The organism is Cupriavidus necator N-1 (genome assembly GCF_000219215.1).
Taxonomy (GTDB): Bacteria; Pseudomonadota; Gammaproteobacteria; order Burkholderiales; family Burkholderiaceae; genus Cupriavidus; species Cupriavidus necator.
Genome location: NC_015726.1, coordinates 347,380 through 363,919, shown reverse-complemented (window position 1 = coordinate 363,919; position 16,540 = coordinate 347,380). Strand labels below are relative to the sequence as shown.

At 67.5% G+C, this 16,540-nt stretch carries 22 protein-coding genes; 4 read left to right on the top strand and 18 right to left on the bottom strand.

Annotated features, from left to right (window positions below; genetic code table 11):
- Positions 1 to 93 precede the first annotated feature (93 nt).
- From CNE_RS01815 to CNE_RS01795, 5 genes are all read right to left on the bottom strand, one after another.
- On the bottom strand, positions 94 to 714 hold the full coding sequence (locus CNE_RS01815; RefSeq protein WP_013955447.1) for an SCO family protein: 621 nt from the start codon (positions 712 to 714) through the stop codon (positions 94 to 96).
- A gap of 128 nt (positions 715 to 842) precedes the next feature.
- On the bottom strand, positions 843 to 1,787 hold the full coding sequence (gene cyoE / locus CNE_RS01810) for a heme o synthase (protein WP_013955446.1): 945 nt from the start codon (positions 1,785 to 1,787) through the stop codon (positions 843 to 845).
- Positions 1,784 to 2,896: a COX15/CtaA family protein gene (locus CNE_RS01805; RefSeq protein ID WP_013955445.1), complete on the bottom strand. Its 1,113-nt coding sequence runs from the start codon at positions 2,894 to 2,896 to the stop codon at positions 1,784 to 1,786. The genes cyoE and CNE_RS01805 overlap by 4 nt, the downstream gene beginning before the upstream one ends.
- Positions 2,897 to 2,906: 10 nt before the next feature.
- Positions 2,907 to 3,557, bottom strand: coding sequence for an SCO family protein (locus tag CNE_RS01800; RefSeq protein ID WP_041228283.1), 651 nt, complete (start codon positions 3,555 to 3,557; stop codon positions 2,907 to 2,909).
- 53 nt (positions 3,558 to 3,610) lie between these two features.
- On the bottom strand, positions 3,611 to 4,375 hold the full coding sequence (locus tag CNE_RS01795; protein WP_013955443.1) for an SURF1 family protein: 765 nt from the start codon (positions 4,373 to 4,375) through the stop codon (positions 3,611 to 3,613).
- 75 nt (positions 4,376 to 4,450) lie between these two features.
- Here CNE_RS01795 and CNE_RS01790 point away from each other — a divergent pair, with 75 nt between their 5' ends.
- Positions 4,451 to 4,660, top strand: coding sequence for a twin transmembrane helix small protein (locus CNE_RS01790; protein ID WP_013955442.1), 210 nt, complete (start codon positions 4,451 to 4,453; stop codon positions 4,658 to 4,660).
- 129 nt (positions 4,661 to 4,789) lie between these two features.
- Here CNE_RS01790 and CNE_RS01785 read toward each other — a convergent pair whose 3' ends face one another.
- From CNE_RS01785 to CNE_RS01755, 8 genes are all read right to left on the bottom strand, one after another.
- Positions 4,790 to 5,650: a cytochrome c oxidase subunit 3 gene (locus CNE_RS01785; RefSeq protein ID WP_013955441.1), complete on the bottom strand. Its 861-nt coding sequence runs from the start codon at positions 5,648 to 5,650 to the stop codon at positions 4,790 to 4,792.
- Between the two features lie 144 nt (positions 5,651 to 5,794).
- Positions 5,795 to 6,019 carry a DUF2970 domain-containing protein gene (locus CNE_RS01780; protein ID WP_013955440.1) on the bottom strand — a complete coding sequence of 75 codons (225 nt, stop codon included), beginning with the start codon at positions 6,017 to 6,019 and terminating at the stop codon, positions 5,795 to 5,797.
- A 39-nt stretch (positions 6,020 to 6,058) separates the two neighbouring features.
- Positions 6,059 to 6,670 (bottom strand): cytochrome c oxidase assembly protein, encoded by a 612-nt coding sequence (locus tag CNE_RS01775; protein ID WP_013955439.1) that lies wholly within the window; start codon positions 6,668 to 6,670, stop codon positions 6,059 to 6,061.
- A gap of 17 nt (positions 6,671 to 6,687) precedes the next feature.
- Positions 6,688 to 6,819 carry a cytochrome oxidase small assembly protein gene (locus CNE_RS41985; protein ID WP_010814819.1) on the bottom strand — a complete coding sequence of 44 codons (132 nt, stop codon included), beginning with the start codon at positions 6,817 to 6,819 and terminating at the stop codon, positions 6,688 to 6,690.
- A gap of 74 nt (positions 6,820 to 6,893) precedes the next feature.
- Positions 6,894 to 8,501: a cytochrome c oxidase subunit I gene (gene ctaD / locus CNE_RS01770; RefSeq protein WP_010814820.1), complete on the bottom strand. Its 1,608-nt coding sequence runs from the start codon at positions 8,499 to 8,501 to the stop codon at positions 6,894 to 6,896.
- A gap of 38 nt (positions 8,502 to 8,539) precedes the next feature.
- Positions 8,540 to 9,802, bottom strand: a complete 1,263-nt coding sequence (coxB, locus tag CNE_RS01765) for a cytochrome c oxidase subunit II (RefSeq protein ID WP_013955438.1) — start codon at positions 9,800 to 9,802, stop codon at positions 8,540 to 8,542.
- Positions 9,803 to 9,860: 58 nt separating this feature from the next.
- Positions 9,861 to 10,370: a DUF2244 domain-containing protein gene (locus tag CNE_RS01760; RefSeq protein ID WP_013955437.1), complete on the bottom strand. Its 510-nt coding sequence runs from the start codon at positions 10,368 to 10,370 to the stop codon at positions 9,861 to 9,863.
- A 272-nt stretch (positions 10,371 to 10,642) separates the two neighbouring features.
- Entirely contained in the window at positions 10,643 to 11,596 is a 954-nt protein-coding gene (locus CNE_RS01755; protein WP_193351035.1) for a methyltransferase domain-containing protein, read from the bottom strand.
- Positions 11,597 to 11,666: 70 nt separating this feature from the next.
- Here CNE_RS01755 and CNE_RS42840 point away from each other — a divergent pair, with 70 nt between their 5' ends.
- The 3 genes from CNE_RS42840 (at position 11,667) to trmL (ending at position 12,870) form a co-directional block, all read left to right on the top strand.
- Positions 11,667 to 12,140 (top strand): ComF family protein, encoded by a 474-nt coding sequence (locus CNE_RS42840; RefSeq protein WP_013955436.1) that lies wholly within the window; start codon positions 11,667 to 11,669, stop codon positions 12,138 to 12,140.
- On the top strand, positions 12,074 to 12,316 hold the full coding sequence (locus tag CNE_RS42835; RefSeq protein WP_319609837.1) for a ComF family protein: 243 nt from the start codon (positions 12,074 to 12,076) through the stop codon (positions 12,314 to 12,316). Before CNE_RS42840 ends, CNE_RS42835 begins: the two co-directional genes overlap by 67 nt.
- Before the next feature lie 83 nt (positions 12,317 to 12,399).
- Positions 12,400 to 12,870, top strand: a complete 471-nt coding sequence (gene trmL / locus CNE_RS01745) for a tRNA (uridine(34)/cytosine(34)/5-carboxymethylaminomethyluridine(34)-2'-O)-methyltransferase TrmL (protein WP_013955433.1) — start codon at positions 12,400 to 12,402, stop codon at positions 12,868 to 12,870.
- Positions 12,871 to 12,886: 16 nt separating this feature from the next.
- Here trmL and CNE_RS01740 read toward each other — a convergent pair whose 3' ends face one another.
- The 5 genes from CNE_RS01740 to CNE_RS01720 form a co-directional block, all read right to left on the bottom strand.
- Positions 12,887 to 13,864, bottom strand: coding sequence for a Bug family tripartite tricarboxylate transporter substrate binding protein (locus CNE_RS01740; RefSeq protein WP_013955432.1), 978 nt, complete (start codon positions 13,862 to 13,864; stop codon positions 12,887 to 12,889).
- 36 nt (positions 13,865 to 13,900) lie between these two features.
- On the bottom strand, positions 13,901 to 14,917 hold the full coding sequence (locus CNE_RS01735) for an NAD(P)H-dependent glycerol-3-phosphate dehydrogenase (RefSeq protein WP_013955431.1): 1,017 nt from the start codon (positions 14,915 to 14,917) through the stop codon (positions 13,901 to 13,903).
- A 104-nt stretch (positions 14,918 to 15,021) separates the two neighbouring features.
- Entirely contained in the window at positions 15,022 to 15,540 is a 519-nt protein-coding gene (gene secB / locus CNE_RS01730; RefSeq protein ID WP_010814828.1) for a protein-export chaperone SecB, read from the bottom strand.
- A gap of 201 nt (positions 15,541 to 15,741) precedes the next feature.
- Positions 15,742 to 15,999 (bottom strand): glutaredoxin 3, encoded by a 258-nt coding sequence (gene grxC / locus CNE_RS01725; RefSeq protein ID WP_013955430.1) that lies wholly within the window; start codon positions 15,997 to 15,999, stop codon positions 15,742 to 15,744.
- A gap of 83 nt (positions 16,000 to 16,082) precedes the next feature.
- Entirely contained in the window at positions 16,083 to 16,496 is a 414-nt protein-coding gene (locus CNE_RS01720; protein ID WP_041227714.1) for a rhodanese-like domain-containing protein, read from the bottom strand.
- Positions 16,497 to 16,540 lie beyond the last annotated feature (44 nt).

Below are 16,540 nucleotides of genomic sequence, written 5' to 3'. Positions count from 1 at the left end.
CCATGCAAAAGGCCGGTCCACTGGACCGGCCTTTTTGTTGCCCGCGAGGGGACAAGTGCGACGTTATGCCGCACCCCTTCCCTCCCTTTCACATCACGACAGCAGCTGTTTCAGGTCGTGCGCGATCGGATCCGGACCCTGGCCGTGGCGGATGAACAGCCGCAGCTTGCCCTCCGGATCGAACACATAGCTACCCGCGGAGTGGTCCACCGTGTAGTTGCTCGGGGAGCTGCCCGGCACCTTGGCATAGAACACCTTGAAGTCCTTGGTCACCTTCTGCAGTGCGGCTTCGTCGGCCGGGCGCAACCCCAGGAAGCGCGCATCGAAGGCCGGCACGTACTGGGCCAGCAGCGCCTGCGTGTCGCGTTCCGGATCGACCGTGACGAACAGCACCTGCACGCGGTCGGCGTCCGGGCCCAGTTTCTCCATCACCGCCTTCAGTTCGGCCATCGTGGTCGGGCACACGTCCGGGCAGTGGGTGTAGCCGAAGAACATCACCACCGCCTTGCCCTTGAAGTCGGCGATGGTGCGCACCTTGCCGTGATGGTCGGTCAGCGAGAAGTCCTTGCCAAAGTCCGCCGCGCCGGTGATGTCGACATTGCGGAACGAGGCCTTCTGCTGCCCGCAGGCAGCCACGGCCAGCGCAAGCGCGGCCAGCAGGGAAAAGCGGCGGAAGGCGGCGAACAGGCCGGAGGCGGGGCTTAGGCGGGGCATGCGGCGGAAACCGGTCAGGGGTGGGAGGAAACGGCGGCACCGGAGGGCGGCGACATCACGCAGTATCGCCGATCGTGCCGCCACGCTGCGCCGGCCGCGACAAGATGCCGCAGCCGGTGGGCCCCAGGTCAGACCTGGGGCACGAACTTGAAGTAGTGGTCGACCAGCAGCGCGGCAAACAGGAGCGACAGGTACAGGATCGAGAAGCGGAAGGTGCGCTGCGCCAGTTCGTCTGAATAGTTGCGGTACATCTTCCAGGCATAGGCCAGGAAACCCGCGCCCAGCGCCAGCGCGGCCGCCAGGTAGATATAGCCGCTCATGCCGTAGACAAAGGGCAGCAGCGTCGCGGCGATCATGATCAGCGTGTACAGCAGGATATGCAACAGCGTATAGCGCTCGCCGTGCGTGACCGGCAGCATCGGCAGGCCGGACTTGGCGTAGTCGGCGCGGCGGTACAGCGCCAGTGCCCAGAAGTGCGGCGGGGTCCAGGTGAAGATGATCAGCACCAGGAACCAGGCCTCGGCCGGCACCTCGCCCGCCACCGCGGCCCAGCCCAGCGCCGGCGGCATCGCCCCGGACAGTCCGCCGATGACGATGTTCTGCGGCGTGGCCGGCTTGAGCAGGATGGTGTAGACCACCGCATAGCCGAGGAAGGTGGCAAAGGTCAGCCACATCGTCAGGTCGTTGGCGTAGACGTGCAGCAGCCACATGCCGGCGCCGCCCAGGATGGCGGAGAACACCAGGGTCTGCGGCGTGGTGATCTCGCCGGTGGCCGACGGGCGCCACGCGGTGCGGCGCATGAGCGCGTCGATCTTCTGCTCGACCAGGCAATTGATGGCAAAGGCCGCACCGGCCAGCAGCCAGATGCCGGCGGCGCCGCCGATCAGCACGCGCCACGGCACCATGCCGGGCGTGGCCAGGAACATGCCGATGATGGCGCAGAACACGGCCAGCTGCGTCACGCGCGGCTTGGTCAGGGCGGCGTATTGTCGGGCAAGGTGCCGTATCCGGCTCAACTTGCCCAGCGAATGGGGGTGGGTAGCGGTAACCACGGAAGGGGTCTTGTCTTTCATGTGGCGCGGGCGGCGTTCGGCACGGCAGCGGGGGCGCCGGCGGCCCGCATGGTGAGCCCTGCGAGCCCTGTATTGTAGTGGAGGCGGACCAGCAGCAGCAGGAGCAGCGCCGCGCCGCCGTTGTGCGCAACCGCGGCCACCAGCGGCCAGTCGAACACGATATTGGACATCCCGGTGGCCAGCTGCAGCACCAGCGTGCCCAGCAGCCAGCCGGCCGCGCGCGCGAGCCCTTCAAGCCGGCGCGCGCGCAGGCCAAGCCACGCCAGGTAGCCCAGCACGACAAAGGCAAAGCCGCGGTGGACCCAGTGGATCGCCACCAGCGCCGCGTGCGGGATGTAGTCGCCGTCGGCGGTCATGCCCAGCTGGCGCCACAGCGTGAAGCCGTGGCGGAAATCCATCTCGGGCACCAGCTGGCCGTTGCACAGCGGGAAGTCGGTACAGGCCAGCACCGCGTAGTTGGTGCTGACCCAGCCGCCCAGGAAGATCTGGATCACCAGCAGCAGCAGGCCGATGCGCACCGGCCAGCGCAGGCGCGCGGCCTGCGCCGCGACCGGGTGCGGCGGATCGTTGCGCGAGCCCAGCTGGATCAGCACGGCCAGCAGGGCCATGCCCAGCATCAGGTGCGTGACCACGATGACGGGCTGCAGCTTCAGGGTCACAGTGAAGGCGCCGAACGCGCCCTGCACGCACACCAGCAGCAGCACCCCGGTGGCGAACCACGGCGACTGCTTCAGCTCGCGCCGCTTGACCCACGCCAGCACCATCAGCGTGATGATCAGCACCCCGACCGCCATGGCGAAGTAGCGGTGGATCATCTCGATCCACGCCTTGGCCAGCGTCACCGGGCCGCTGGGCAGCGCGGTCTCGGCCGCGCGGATCGGCTCCATCGCGGCGTGCGGGTTGGAGTGCCCGTAGCAGCCGGGCCAGTCCGGGCAGCCCAGGCCGGAGTCGGTCAGGCGCGTGAAGCTGCCGAACATGATCAGGTCCAGCGTCAGGAACGCCGTGATCCAGGCGAGCTTGCGGTACTTGTTGCGGTCCCCTTTCACCAGCACGTAGGACAGCGGAAACAGCGCGATCAGGATGCCGATGATGGCCAGTTGCAGCAGCATGCCGTCCCCTTTAGCCGATGCGCGAGACCTTGAGCAGCTTCTTCAGGTCGCCGCTCATCTTCTTGGGGTCCGGGTCCTGCGGGAAACGCATCATCAGGTTGCCCAGCGGGTCGACCAGGAACAGGGTGTCCTCGGCGCGCTTGCCGGGTTCGGCCGGCAGCCACTGCTGGGCGGCCTGGCGGTCGATGCGCAGGAAACGCACACCGGCGTAGGGCTCGTTGTAGGCGGCGGTGAGACGCTCGTCGAGCTTGCCATCATCGGTCACCAGCCACACCGGCACGATCCGTTCGCGGTCCTGGCCCTGCCCGGCGCGGATCTGGCGGATGGTGAAGAGCTTCTTCGCGCAGGCCTCGTCGCAGGCGGACGGATCGGCGGTCACCAGCAGCCATTTGCCGCGGAACTGCTCCAGCGGCACGGCACGACCCTGCTCGTCGGTGACGCGCACCGGCGGCATCGGCCGCTGCGGGTCGACCAGCGCGCCGTAGTTGGTGGCGCCACCGCGCGGCTTGATCACGTAGTAGGTGAAGTAAGAGGCAATCACCGGCGACGCGCACACCAGCAACAGCATCAGCATCTGCAGGCGGCCGCGGCGCGTGCGCGCATCGATGCGGGTATCCGGCGGCGAGGCCGCTGCGGCCGGGGCGGAGTCTTGCTGTGCCATGGAGTACGTCTGTCCTTTGTCTTCGGCGAGCGCATGCGCCCGGTTCATTCGAGTTACGGTGCGGCCACCCGGCGCGCGCGGCGCCAGCCCAGCACGGCCACCAGCACCACCGTCAGCGCGGCCAGCCCGAACCACTGGAAGGCATAGCCGTAGTGTCGGTCCGCGCCCAAGTCGGCCGGGGCCCAGTCGCGCGCCAGGCCATCGCCGGTGTCGCTGCGCTGCTCCAGCACCAGCGGGTGCAGCGCCAGGCCGGTTTCGGCCGCATAGGCAGCGATGTCCAGGTTCTGGCGGATCTTGCTGCCAGCGGCGTCCTGGCCCAGGCTATAGACCCGCGGCACGGCCGCCAGTGCCGTGCCTTCGATCGTTACCTCGCCCTCGGGCGTGGGGAACGGCGCAATCCTGGTGCGGTCCTGGGCATCGCGCGGCAGCCAGCCGCGCAGCACCAGCACCGCCTGCATGGCGCCGGCACCTGCTGGCGCTGGCGAGGCGGCTGAAATCCGCAGCGGCGTCAGCACCAGGAAGCCGGCGCGGCTATCCCCGGGGCTGCTGCCATTGCCGTGGGGGCGATTATCCAGCAATACGGTGCGGGCCGTGTCAAAGCGCCCGGTCACGCGGACCGTGCGGTCGGTCACAACTTGCGGCAGCGGCGCCGTGCCCAGCAACACCGGCGGCTGCGCCGACAGCGCCTGCAGCCGCGCCGCGCGCGCCTCTTTGTCGTGCGCGCGGTTGAGCTGCCAGTTGCCCAGCGCGCAGGTCACGGCGATCACCACCAGCGCGGCGGCCAGCGGCAGCGGGCTGAACCAGCGGCGCACTGTCATCGCCAGGCGGGACCACAACGCGGGCCGGTGCGATAATGGGTTTTTCCGTCGCTCTTTGCCCCGACCTGCCCCGCCATGCGCATTGTCATCATCGTTGCCTTCATCCTGATCATCGCCAGCCTGGCCTCCGCCCTGTTCTTCATGATGCGCGACCGCGGCACGACGCCCAACATGATGCGCTCGCTGATGCTGCGTGTCGGGTTCTCGGTGGCGCTGTTCCTGTTCATCCTGTTCTCGAACTGGATGGGCTGGATCCACAGCACGGGCATCCGCATGGCACCCTGAACGCCAGGACGCGGGCAGCAGGCCCGCAAAAGACAAACGCCGCAGGCTGGCCAACCTCCTGCGGCGTTTCTCTTTTGCGTTGGCGCCGGCCGCCCCCGAGGGGCGCGCCGGCGGGTACGGCAGCCGGATTTACAGCCAGTACACCACGACGTAGAGGAACAGCCACACCACGTCAACAAAGTGCCAGTACCAGGCAGCGCCTTCGAATGCAAAGTGGTGATCAGGCGTGAAGTGGCCCTTCAGCACGCGGATCAGCACCACGGTCAGCATGATAGCGCCCATGGTCACGTGGAAGCCGTGGAAGCCGGTCAGCAGGAAGAAGGTCGAGCCGTAGATGCCCGAGGACAGCTTCAGGTTCAGTTCCGAGTAGGCGTGCATGTACTCGTACACCTGGAAACACATGAAGACCGCGCCCAGCAGGATGGTCAGCGACAGGCCCTGGATCAGCTGGCTGCGCTTGCCGGCCAGCAGCGCGTGGTGCGCCCAGGTCAGCGTCAGGCCGGACATCAGCAGCAGCGCGGTGTTGATGGTCGGGATCGGCCACGGACCCATGGTCTGGAAGCTTTCCACCACGCCGGCCGGGCCGGTGTTGGGCCACACCGCGGCAAAGTCGGGCCACAGGATCTTGTTGTTCAGGTCGCCCAGCCACGGCATGGCGATGGTGCGGGCATAGAACAGCGCGCCGAAGAAAGCCGCGAAGAACATCACCTCCGAGAAGATGAACCAGCCCATCGACCAGCGGAACGACAGGTCGATGTTCTTGCCGTACATGCCGCCTTCGGACTCGCTGATGGCGTCGCCAAACCAGCTCTTGAGCACGAACAGGAACCACAGCAGGCCGAAGCCGCACAGGTACGGCGCCCAGGGCTGCCCGTTTACCCAACCGGCGGCTCCCGCGCCCGTCATCAGCAGGCCGAAGCTTGCCGTGATCGGGTGGCGCGACGGGCCCGGTACGAAGTAGTACGGAGCGTTTGCGCGATTCGCACTCATTCTTTTATCTCCAGCTCAGAGTCTTTGATTCAGTATTCGTGATCCGCGCTTTGGCACTGCGGGCCGCCCCCTCCTCTGGGCCGGCCCCGCCGCCGCGGTTGCTTTGTTCTGCGACTGCTTTTGTTGTCTACCCTTCCTGCCCTGCTATCCCGCTGCCTGTCCCACCACGATGCGCACGATGACCACCAGCACCGCGATGAAGATGGCCGCCGCGATCACGCCCGCGATCACCACATGCACCGGGTTTAACCGGGCCATGTCGCGCTCGTGCTCGGCGCCTTTGCGCAGGCCGATGAACGACCACAGCACCGCGCGCATGGTTTGCGCGAACGACATCTTGCGCTTGACCGCGTCCTTCATCTCATCCATCGCCCGTCCTCCTCAGCCCCGGCATGCACCGCAGCCGTCTCAGATGCCCTTGCCGGCCGGTGCCGGCTGCGGCGCCACCTGGCCCTCGGGCGCCTGCGCCACCGGCGCACCCACCTCGAAGAAGGTGTACGACAGCGTAATATTCTTCACATCTTTGGGCAGCGCGGGATCGATCACGAACACCACCGGCATCTCGCGCGCCTCTTTCGCCTTGAGCGTCTGCTGCTTGAAGCAGAAGCACTCCAGCTTCATGAAATACTGGGTCGCCTGCTTGGGCGCGTAGCTCGGGATGGCCTGCGCCGAGATATCGCGCGGCTGCCCGTTGGCCACCTCATAGACGATCGTCGCCATCTCGCCCGGGTGCACTTCCATGCTGTTCTTCACCGGCCGGAAGGCGAAGGGCCCGCGCGCGTTGGAGTCGAACTCCACCGTGATGGTGCGGCTCTTGTCGACCTGCGTGTTCTTCACCGCGCCGTGCAGCTCGCGCGTGGTGATCACGTTGATGCCGGTGATCTCGCAGATCTTCTTGTACAGCGGCACCAGCGCATAGCCGAAGCCGAACATCACGGCCACGATCACGACCAGGCGCAGCATCATGCCGCGGTTGAACCGCTTGTCCGCTTCCCTGCCAGCCTGCTGGTCGTTGCTCATCTCGCTACCCTGCCGCCTCAGCCAAGAAACATCATCTTGGCGAAGAACCCCAGAAAGAAAACCACCACGATCGACAGCAGGATCAGGCCAAGGCGGCGGTTGGCGGCCTTCTGGTCCGGGCGTGATGGGCTTTTGTCTGGAGACTGCATAGTTGCTTCTGTTGCCTGCCGGCGCGGGAGGCGGACGCTGCCGCCTCCCGCTGCCTGATTACGCTGGCCGCGCCTTAGCGGACCTGCGGGGGAACTTCAAAGGTGTGGAACGGCGCCGGCGACGGCACGGTCCACTCCAGGCCCTCGGCGCCATCCCAGGGCTTGTCGGCGGCCTTCTCGCCACCGCGGTACGACGGCAGCACCACGAAGAAGAAGAAGTACACCTGCATCAGGCCGAAGCCCAGCGCACCGATCGACGCGATCGCGTTGAAATCCGCGAACTGGGTCGGATAGTCGGCATAGCGACGCGGCATGCCGGCCAGACCCAGGAAGTGCATCGGGAAGAAGGTGACATTGAAGAAGATGATCGAGCCCCAGAAGTGGATCTGGCCGCGGGTTTCGTTGTACATGAAACCGCTCCACTTCGGACCCCAGTAGTAGAAGCCCGCGAACAGCGCGAACAGCGAGCCGGCCACCAGCACATAGTGGAAGTGCGCCACGATGAAGTAGGTGTCCTGCAGCTGGATGTCGATCGGGGCCACGGCCGGCATCAGGCCGGTGAAGCCGCCGATGGTGAACACGAAGATGAAGCCGATCGAGAACAGCATCGGGGTCTCGAAGGTCATCGAGCCGCGCCACATGGTGGCGATCCAGTTGAAGATCTTCACGGCGGTGGGCACCGCGATCAGCATGGTCGCGTACATGAAGAACAGCTGGCCGGTCACCGGCATGCCGGTCGTGAACATGTGGTGGGCCCACACGATGAACGACAGGATGGCGATCGAGGCGGTGGCGTACACCATCGAGCTGTAGCCGAACAGGCGCTTGCGGGCAAACGCCGGCACCACCTGCGAGACGATCCCGAAGGCCGGCAGGATCATGATGTACACCTCGGGGTGGCCGAAGAACCAGAAGATGTGCTGGTACATCACCGGGTCGCCGCCGCCGGCGGCCGAGAAGAAGCTCGTGCCGAAATGGCGGTCGGTCAGCACCATGGTGATGGCGCCAGCCAGCACGGGCATCACGGCGATCAGCAGGTAGGCGGTGATCAGCCAGGTCCAGCAGAACATCGGCATCTTCATCAGCGTCATGCCCGGGGCGCGCATGTTGAGGATGGTCACGATGATGTTGATCGAGCCCATGATCGACGATGCACCCATGATGTGCATCGCGAAGATGGCCATGTCCATGCCCGGGCCCATCTGCACCGACAGCGGCGCGTACAGGGTCCAGCCGGCGGCGGTGGCGCCGCCCGGGACCAGGAACGAGCCGGCCAGCAGCAGCGCGGCCGGCGGCATCAGCCAGAAGCTGAAGTTGTTCATGCGCGCGAACGCCATGTCGGACGCGCCGATCTGCAGCGGGATCATCCAGTTGGCGAAGCCGACGAAGGCCGGCATGATCGCGCCGAACACCATCACCAGGCCGTGCATGGTGGTGAACTGGTTGAACAGCTCGGGGCGGAAGAACTGCAGGCCCGGCTCGAACAGCTCCAGGCGGATCAGCAGTGCCAGCAAGCCGCCCGATAGCAGCATGATGAACGAGAACAGCAGGTACAGCGTACCGATGTCCTTGTGGTTGGTCGCGAACAGCCAGCGGCGCCAGCCATGCGGGTGGTCGTGCGCGTGGTCGTCATGCGCGTGATCGTGCGGATGGGCGAGCGCGTCCGGGGTAGCAGTACTCATCGCAAATGCTCCTCTAATCCTGTTCTGTCTTCAGCGGGTCAGCCCGCGACGCGGTTGCCCGCGAGGCTGGCCTGCTTGTCAGCCTTGTCGGCCGGCTTGGCTTCGGCCTTCGGCGCTTCGCCGCCGGCCGCGCCGCCGCCCTCGGGGAACTTGCCCGCGCGGGCACCCACGAAGTCGCTCGGCTGGATCACTTCACCCGTCTTGTTGCTCCAGGCGTTGCGCGTATAGGTCATGACCATGGCCAGCTCGGTATCCGAGAGCTGCTTCCACGACGGCATGCCGCCCTTGCCTTCGAGCAGGATGTGCATCTGGCCGGCCTTGGGGCCGTTCACCACCTTGGAGCCGTCCAGCGCCGGGAAGGCGCCGCCGCCCTTGCCGTTGGGCTGGTGGCAGACCGCGCAGTTGGCTGCGTAGATCTTCTCGCCGCGCACCTTGGCCTCGTCCAGCGTCCAGGTCTTGTTGGGATCGTCGGCCTTGGCCGCCAGCTCCTTCTTCTTGCCGTCGACCCACTTGGTGTAGTCGGCGTCCGAAACCACGCGCACCACGATCGGCATGAAGGCGTGTTCCTTGCCGCACAGCTCGGCGCACTGGCCGCGGTACACGCCGATCTTCTCGGCCTTGAACCAGGTGTCGCGCACAAAGCCGGGGATCGCATCCTGCTTGACGCCGAAGGCCGGGATCATCCAGGCGTGGATCACGTCGTTGGCAGTGGTAACGATGCGGATCTTCTTGTTGACCGGCACGACCAGCTCGTTGTCCACCTCCATCAGGTAGGTGTTCGACTTGGGCTGCTCGTTGTTGATCTGCTCGCGCGGGGTGGTCAGGGTCGACACGAAGGAGATGCCTTCGCCTTCGCCCTTCAGGTAGTCATAGCCCCACTTCCACTGGTAGCCGGTGGCCTTGATGGTGACGTCGGAGTTGGTGGTGTCCTTCATCGCCACCACGGTCTTGGTCGCCGGCAGGGCCATCGCAATCACGATGATGAACGGGACGATGGTCCAGATCACTTCGACCGTGATGCTCTCGTGGAAGGCAGCAGGCTTCGCACCCTTGGACTTGCGGTGCTTGAAGACGGAATAGAACATCACGCTGAATACCGCGATGAAGATCACCGTGCACATGATCAGCATCATCCAGTTCAGCCAGTGAATCTGTTCGGCGATCTTGGTAACCGGCTCGGTCAGGTTGAGCTGGCGCACGGCGGGGCCGCCCGGCATGTCGCTGACCGCGGACGCCGTCTGGCTGGCAAGCAGGGACGCGCCGGCCAGACAAACTGCGGATGCCTTCTTCCACATTTTCATTTGTTATCTACCCAATTTACAGATTCAAATCTGTCCCCGCCGCCGCCACCGCCGCCTCTCAGAGGCGGCGCAAGGCCGCTGCGAGCTCCTGCGCGAACTTGCGTCGCCGGTACGGGTCCACGTAACACCCCACCTGTACCTCACGCCCGCCCGAGCGCAGCGTCACCAGCGCGCGGAACGATTCACCCAGTTCGACCCGCACCCAGCGCGGGTTGAATTCCCGGCGCGTCACCTTTGTGCCGCTGGCTGTCTCCACGACCAGCATGCCGTCGGTAATGCTGACGCGCTCATAATCTGTCGCATGGCGCGCATACACCAGCAGCGCGATCCCCAGCCCGATCAGCTCGATGCTGGCAAATGGCAGCACGAGCCAGGACCCTTGCCACGCGAAAAACAACGCGATGGCAAGCGAAACCGTGAGGATCGAGAGGTAAAACCAGCCGACCTGGCGTGGAGACAGCGAGCAATTCCGCTTCATCAGCCAGTCGTGGGGCGCGGGGAGAGGTCCGTCGAGATTTCCGCCGGAGTCACCACCTGCCGTCTGGAGTGCGATACCCAAGTCTTGCATCGCCAACCACTCTGCATCGGATGCACACCCGGGACGATGGCGCCCGGGCCGCACAGTGCAAGTGCAAAACCAGGACGTTCTTGTGCCAGGGGACCACTGCGACAAACTGGCGCATTATAGGGCGCTTCCTATACACGGACAAGGGCGCGCCTTGACCGGACGGCTTGCGCGCCGCTTGATTCTGTGCATAGGGAAGAGCCCCGCCATCGCCCTGCCCGCCGCGCCGGTGCTATGTTTGCGGCAATCCCGCACCGGCGCAAGTTAACTCTGTTTTAACTTGTCCGGCGCGGCCTTGCACGGCCGATCTGGTCCAGCGGCACCACCGCGCGGCCCTGGTCGTCGACCGCCTGGCCGCCACGCGGGGCCAGCTTCCAGGCGTGGCCGTAGACGATCTCGAAGGTGAGCGGGATCACGCCGTCGGCGTTGCGCCGCCGCTCCAGCGCCTGCGCCAGCGCCTGGTACCAGCCGCGGCCGCGCAGGCCCTGCGGCAGCGCAGCGGCCGGCCCGCGCAGGCCGCCGAAGGCCTGCACCTCGCGCAGCAGCGTGGCGGGGGACTCGTAGGTCACGGTCAGCGTCTCCATGTCCATCACCGGGGTGGACCAGCCGCTGTGCACCAGCATGTCGCCGATATCGTGCATGTCGACAAAGCGCAACGTATGGGGAGCTTCGTCGACTTCGGCAAAGGCCGCGCGCAGCTCCTTCAGGGTGTCCGGGCCGAACAGCGAGAACAGCACCAGCCCTTCGTCGCGCGCCACGCGGTGCCACTCCGGGAACACGCGGTGCGGCTCCGGATGCCAGTGCAGCGCCAGGTTGGACCACAGCAGGTCGAAGCTCGCGGGCGCAAAAGGCAGTGTGGCAAGATCGCCCTGGACCAGGTCAAAGAGCGGCCGCTTGCCCAGCATGCGGCCGATCCAGCCGGGCCGGCGCTGCGGGTCGCGCTGGCCGGCCTCGGCCAGCATCGCGCCGGAGATGTCCAGCCCGGCAATCTGCGCATCCGGGAAGCGGTCGCGCAGCCCGGCCAGGCCCTGGCCGTGGCCGCAGCCGATATCCAGCGCGCGCTGCGGCGCCAGGCGGATCACTTCCATGCGCTCCTGCATGCGGCGGCCGATTTCGCCCAGCAGGAAGTCCAGCTGGCCGAAGCCGCGGCTGCGCCGGTCGAAGGCGAGCCGGGTCAGGCGCGCGGGGGGCAGGAAGGCATCGGGGGAATCAGCGGCATGCAGGGACACGGGCAGACAGGGCAGCAAGAAAATCAGGAACCGGCGCGGGGACAGATACAGGATCAGGCCCGGGCGCCGGATGAACGCGGCCGCGGCGCCCGATGGGCTGCGGCCGGACGGCAAGTATACGCGCGCGCCGCGCTGGCTGCCGGCGCCGCCGGCAAGGTGCTGGCCGGCCTGCGCGCTGGCGCTGGGGCGCCACTTCCACTGCCCGGCGATCACGCCCACACGCTGGGGCGACTACGCGTCGCCCCAGGACCAGCTGGTGCTGGCGCTCAAGTTCGGCCACGCGCTGCCACTGGCGGGCTGGCTCGCGGCCCGGCTGGCCGCGGGGCTGCCGGGGGCTTGGGCCGGCGCCCGGCCGGCGCCGCCCGACCTGATCGCACCCATCCCCCTGTCACCGCAGCGGCTGGCCGCGCGCGGCTTCAACCAGGCCTGGGAAATCGCGCGGCCGCTGGCGCGCCACCTGGGCCTGCGCCCGACCCGGTGCTGCTGCAGCGCCAGCGCGACACCGGCAGCCAGCGCGCGCTGGACCTGGCCGCCCGGCAGGTGAACCTGCGCGGCGCCTTCCGGCTGGCGCGCGCCGTGCGGCTGGACGGCCTGCACGTGGCGCTGGTGGACGATGTGATGACTTCCGGCGCCACCATGCACGAAGCCGCCAGCGTGCTCAAGGCGCATGGCGCGGCCCGCGTCAGCGTCAGCGTGATCGTCGCGCTGCGCACGCCGTAGCTTTGGATGACACTGGCCGGTGCGCGCGGTAAGCTGCGCACCGTTCTGACGAAGGGCGCAGCGCGCCCGCCATCCCCTGCACCATGTTCAATGTCGTCCTGGTCGAACCGGAAATCCCGCCCAATACCGGCAATGTGATCCGCCTGTGCGCCAACACCGGCGCGCAGCTGCACTTGGTCAAACCCCTGGGCTTTCCGCTGGAAGACGCGCGCATGCGCCGCGCGGGACTGGATTACCACGAGTACGCCACCATGCGCGTGCATGAAAGCTGGGACGCGCTGATGGCCAGCGAGCAGCCCGACCCGGCGCGCATGTTCGCGCTGACCACGCGCGGCTCGACGCCGTTCGGCCAGGTGGCGTTCCGGCCCGGGGACTGGTTCGTGTTCGGTCCCGAGACGCGCGGGCTATCACCGGAGCGGCGCGACTGGTTCCCGCCCGCGCAGCGCATCCGGCTGCCGATGCGGCCCGACAACCGCAGCCTGAACCTGTCGAACACGGTCGCCGTGGTGGTGTTCGAGGCGTGGCGCCAGAACGGGTTCGAAGGCGGCAGCTGAGCCGCCCGGCCAGCGCCTACTCCGGCTGCACGCCGGCGGCGCGGATCACCTTGTCCCAGCGTGCCTTCTCGCTCACCATGGTCTGGCGCAGCGAGGCTGGCGCGGTACCGGCCGGCACGAAATACTGCGCGCGCATCTTGTCGCGCACGTCGGCGCTGCCGATGATCGCCACCAGCTCGCGGTAGAGCCGGTCGATCACAGCCTGCGGCGTGCCCGCCGGCGCCAGCACCGCCTGCCAGGAAATCGCCTCGAAGCCCGGGTAGCCGGATTCCGCCACCGTCGGCACCGACGGCAACACCGCCGTGCGCCCCGTGGTGGTCACGGCCAGCACGCGCAGCTTGCCCGCGTTGACCTGCGGCATCGCGATCGCCGGCACCATGAAGCCCGCCTGCACCTGCCCGCCCACCATCGCCGTGGTGATCTGCGGGAAGCCGGGGTACGGCACGTGCTGGAGGTCGATGCCCGCCATCGCCTTCAGTTGCTCCATCGCCAGGTGCGAGGCGCTGCCGTTGCCGGGCGAGCCATAGTTCAGCTCAGCCGGCTTCGACCGTGCCAGCGCGACGAACTCGCGCAGGTTGTGCACCGGCAGGCGCGCATCCACCACCAGCACGTTGGGCGAGGTCGCCACCAGCGTGACCGGCGCCAGCTGGCGGAACGGGTCGTAGTTCAGGTTGCGCGACAGCGTCGGCGCGGTCACCAGCGGGCCGTTGATGGTGAACAGCAGCGTATAGCCATCGGGGGCGGCGCGCGCCACCATGCCGGTGCCGATATTGCCGCCGGCGCCGGGACGGTTTTCCACCACCACCGGCTGGCCCAGCGCGGCGGCCAGCTTTTCGGTCACGATGCGCGCGATCAAGTCGGGCGACGAGCCCGGCGGGAACGGCACCACCATGCGGATCGGCCGCGCGGGCCAGGGTTGGGCGAAGACGCTGCCGGAAGTCCCGGCGGCGCAGGCAGCCGCCAGCGCGATCAGCGCTTGTCGTCGTGTGGGCATGCGGTGCAGAGGATCAGAAGGTGGATACGCGGGTAGTCATTCGTCGCGCGCGTCGCGCTGCAGCAGCTGCGCCACCGCATCGGCGGCGCTCAGCCCGTGAACAGCACCGCGCAGACCGCGCGGGCGATCGGCATCTCGACGCCGTGCGTGGCGGCCAGCTCGGCCACCGCCTGGGCGCAGCGCACGCCTTTCGGCGACGTGGCCCAGCCCGGCCAGGATCTGCTCCAGGCTCTGCCCCGCCGCCAGCTGCTGGCCGACCTTGCGGTTGCGCGACAGGTCGCCGGTGGCGGTCAGGATCAGGTCGCCCACGCCGGCCAGGCCCATGAAGGTCTCGACCCGGCCGCCCAGCGCCAGCCCCAGGCGCGTCATCTCGGCCAGCCCGCGCGTCACCAGCGCGGCGCGCGCGTTCAGGCCCAGGCCCAGCCCGTCGCTGGCGCCGGTGGCAATGGCCAGCACGTTCTTGACCGCACCGCCGACTTCCACGCCGGTCAGGTCGTCGCTGCCGTAGATGCGCATCGCGTGATGGTGGAAAGCCGCCTGCGCGCGTTCGGCCAGCGACGGCTCGTTGCCCGCCACGGTCAGCGCGCACGGCAGCCCCAGCGCCACCTCGCGCGCGAAGCTGGGGCCGGTCAGCACGCCGTAGGCAAAGCCCTCGGTGCGCCCGGCGGCATCGAGCTCGGCCCGCACCATCTGGTGCGGCAGCAGGTGGGTGCCAGACTCGAAGCCCTTGCACAACCACAGCATCGACACCGGCCTGGCGCTGCGCGCGGCCAGCCGGCGCGTCATCTCGCGCAAGCCCGCCACCGGCGTTGCCACCACCACAATGCCGTCGGCATCGTCGGCGGCATGCGCCACGGCCTGCTCGAAATCCGCCTGCACCGCCAGCCGCCCGGACAGCGTCACGCCGGGCAGGTAGGCGGCGTTCTCACGCGTGGCCGCAATCGCCGCGAGCTGCGCGGGATCGCGTCCCCACAGCACCACGTCGTTGGTGGCCGCGGCATGGCTGGCGAGGGCGGTGCCCCAGGCACCGGCACCGAGGAAGGTCAGTTTCATGGCAGCTCGAACAGAAGATGGCTCGGAGGTTCACGCCACCGATGGTAGTCCAAAGTCAAAACGGGGCCGCAGCCCCGTTTCGATGATGGCTCAGGCCGCCGGAATCAGTGGCGGGCCTGGCTGCCGTCGGGCATCACGATGCCGCTGTTGCCACCTTCGGCACCCTGGGCTTCTTCCATGGCGGCCTGCAGACGTTGCTCATACAGCGCCTGGAAGTTGATTTCCGACAGGTGGATGGCCTGGAAGCCGGCGCGGGTGATCACGTCAGCGATATTGCCGCGCAGGTACGGGTACAGGATGGTCGGGCAGGCGATGCCCAGCAGCGGGTCCAGCTGCTCCACCGGCACGTTGCGGATATCGAAGATGCCGGCCTGGTGCGCTTCCACCAGGAAGGCAACCTTGTCCTGCACCTTGGTCGTCACGGTGCCCGTCACCACCACCTCGAAGATCCCTTCCTGCAGCTGCGAAGCGCCGACGTTGACCTGCACTTCCACCGACGGGGCTTCCGATTCCAGGAAGATGCCGGGCGAATTGGGCTGCTCCAGCGACATGTCTTTCAGGTAGACGCGCTGGATGTTGAAGAAGGGTTGATCGTCCTGCTGGGTGTTTTGCTGGTCGCTCATGAAAGGCTTCCGGGGAGGATGGGCTGGATGTGCATCGGGCGCGGTGGCCGCAGCCCTTGCGTCGTGCAAGGGTGGCCGGTGCCCGGTTGGAAAACGCATATGGTACATGACGCGGGTGGCGAATTCACCCGCGCCGGGAGTGTGCCGGAACCGGCCCGGCCCGGAATCAGACGATTCCGAGCCAGCGCCGGAGCAACCGGCTCAGGCAGCCAGCAGCGGCACCAGGCCGCCCTGGCGGTCCAGCGCCGAGAGGTCGTCGAAGCCGCCCACGTGGGTCTCGTCGATGTAGATCTGCGGCACGGTGCGGCGACCAGTACGGGCCATCATCTCTTCACGCTTGCCGGGTTCGCGGTCGATCAGGATCTTCTCGATCATTTCCACGCCCTTGGACTTGAGCAGGCGTTCAGCCATCAGGCAATACGGGCACACAACGGTGCTGTACATGACGACACGGGCCATGCGGGTTCTCCTTGAATGCAATGCGCGCGCAGCCCGGCCTGGCCGGGGGCGCGCTGTGACGGATACGGCGGTGCTGCCCGGGATTACTTCACCAGCGGCAGGCCTGCCTGCTGCCAGGCGGCGATGCCGCCCTCGAGCGCGTAGATCTCACTGTAACCGGCTTCCTTCAACGCTGCCTGGGCCTTGCCCGAGCGCTGGCCGGTCTGGCACACGACGATGATGGGGGCAGCCTTGTCCTTTGCAAGGCCGGCCGCGCGCGAGGGCAGGTCGGCCAGCGGCGCGCTCTTGGCTTGGGGCAGGTGACCCTTGGCATACTCGGCGGGCTCGCGGATGTCGACCACGACCGCGCCGCGCTTGTTGATCAGCTGGGTCGCGGCGGCCGTATTGACGGTCTTGCCGCGGGTGCTGCGCGAAATCGCGGGCCAGGCCAGCAGGCCGCCCGAGACCACGGCGAGGGCGATCAGAGCGAGGTTGTTGTAGTCGGCGAAGAAATTCACGTTGGCATTCCGGTAGGTTGGGTCGGCGGCATTATAAAATACGC

What these genes read in the sequence shown, in the direction of transcription:
- CNE_RS01815 (WP_013955447.1), bottom strand. Translation starts at nt 714, where the DNA reads ATGCCCCGCCTAAGCCCCGCCTCCGGCCTGTTCGCCGCCTTCCGCCGC.
- cyoE (WP_013955446.1), bottom strand. Translation starts at nt 1,787, where the DNA reads ATGAAAGACAAGACCCCTTCCGTGGTTACCGCTACCCACCCCCATTCG.
- CNE_RS01805 (WP_013955445.1), bottom strand. Translation starts at nt 2,896, where the DNA reads ATGCTGCTGCAACTGGCCATCATCGGCATCCTGATCGCGCTGTTTCCG.
- CNE_RS01800 (WP_041228283.1), bottom strand. Translation starts at nt 3,557, where the DNA reads ATGGCACAGCAAGACTCCGCCCCGGCCGCAGCGGCCTCGCCGCCGGAT.
- CNE_RS01795 (WP_013955443.1), bottom strand. Translation starts at nt 4,375, where the DNA reads ATGACAGTGCGCCGCTGGTTCAGCCCGCTGCCGCTGGCCGCCGCGCTG.
- CNE_RS01790 (WP_013955442.1), top strand. Translation starts at nt 4,451, where the DNA reads ATGCGCATTGTCATCATCGTTGCCTTCATCCTGATCATCGCCAGCCTG.
- CNE_RS01785 (WP_013955441.1), bottom strand. Translation starts at nt 5,650, where the DNA reads ATGAGTGCGAATCGCGCAAACGCTCCGTACTACTTCGTACCGGGCCCG.
- CNE_RS01780 (WP_013955440.1), bottom strand. Translation starts at nt 6,019, where the DNA reads ATGGATGAGATGAAGGACGCGGTCAAGCGCAAGATGTCGTTCGCGCAA.
- CNE_RS01775 (WP_013955439.1), bottom strand. Translation starts at nt 6,670, where the DNA reads ATGAGCAACGACCAGCAGGCTGGCAGGGAAGCGGACAAGCGGTTCAAC.
- CNE_RS41985 (WP_010814819.1), bottom strand. Translation starts at nt 6,819, where the DNA reads ATGCAGTCTCCAGACAAAAGCCCATCACGCCCGGACCAGAAGGCCGCC.
- ctaD (WP_010814820.1), bottom strand. Translation starts at nt 8,501, where the DNA reads ATGAGTACTGCTACCCCGGACGCGCTCGCCCATCCGCACGATCACGCG.
- coxB (WP_013955438.1), bottom strand. Translation starts at nt 9,802, where the DNA reads ATGAAAATGTGGAAGAAGGCATCCGCAGTTTGTCTGGCCGGCGCGTCC.
- CNE_RS01760 (WP_013955437.1), bottom strand. Translation starts at nt 10,370, where the DNA reads ATGCAAGACTTGGGTATCGCACTCCAGACGGCAGGTGGTGACTCCGGC.
- CNE_RS42840 (WP_013955436.1), top strand. Translation starts at nt 11,667, where the DNA reads ATGAACGCGGCCGCGGCGCCCGATGGGCTGCGGCCGGACGGCAAGTAT.
- trmL (WP_013955433.1), top strand. Translation starts at nt 12,400, where the DNA reads ATGTTCAATGTCGTCCTGGTCGAACCGGAAATCCCGCCCAATACCGGC.
- CNE_RS01740 (WP_013955432.1), bottom strand. Translation starts at nt 13,864, where the DNA reads ATGCCCACACGACGACAAGCGCTGATCGCGCTGGCGGCTGCCTGCGCC.
- CNE_RS01735 (WP_013955431.1), bottom strand. Translation starts at nt 14,917, where the DNA reads ATGAAACTGACCTTCCTCGGTGCCGGTGCCTGGGGCACCGCCCTCGCC.
- secB (WP_010814828.1), bottom strand. Translation starts at nt 15,540, where the DNA reads ATGAGCGACCAGCAAAACACCCAGCAGGACGATCAACCCTTCTTCAAC.
- grxC (WP_013955430.1), bottom strand. Translation starts at nt 15,999, where the DNA reads ATGGCCCGTGTCGTCATGTACAGCACCGTTGTGTGCCCGTATTGCCTG.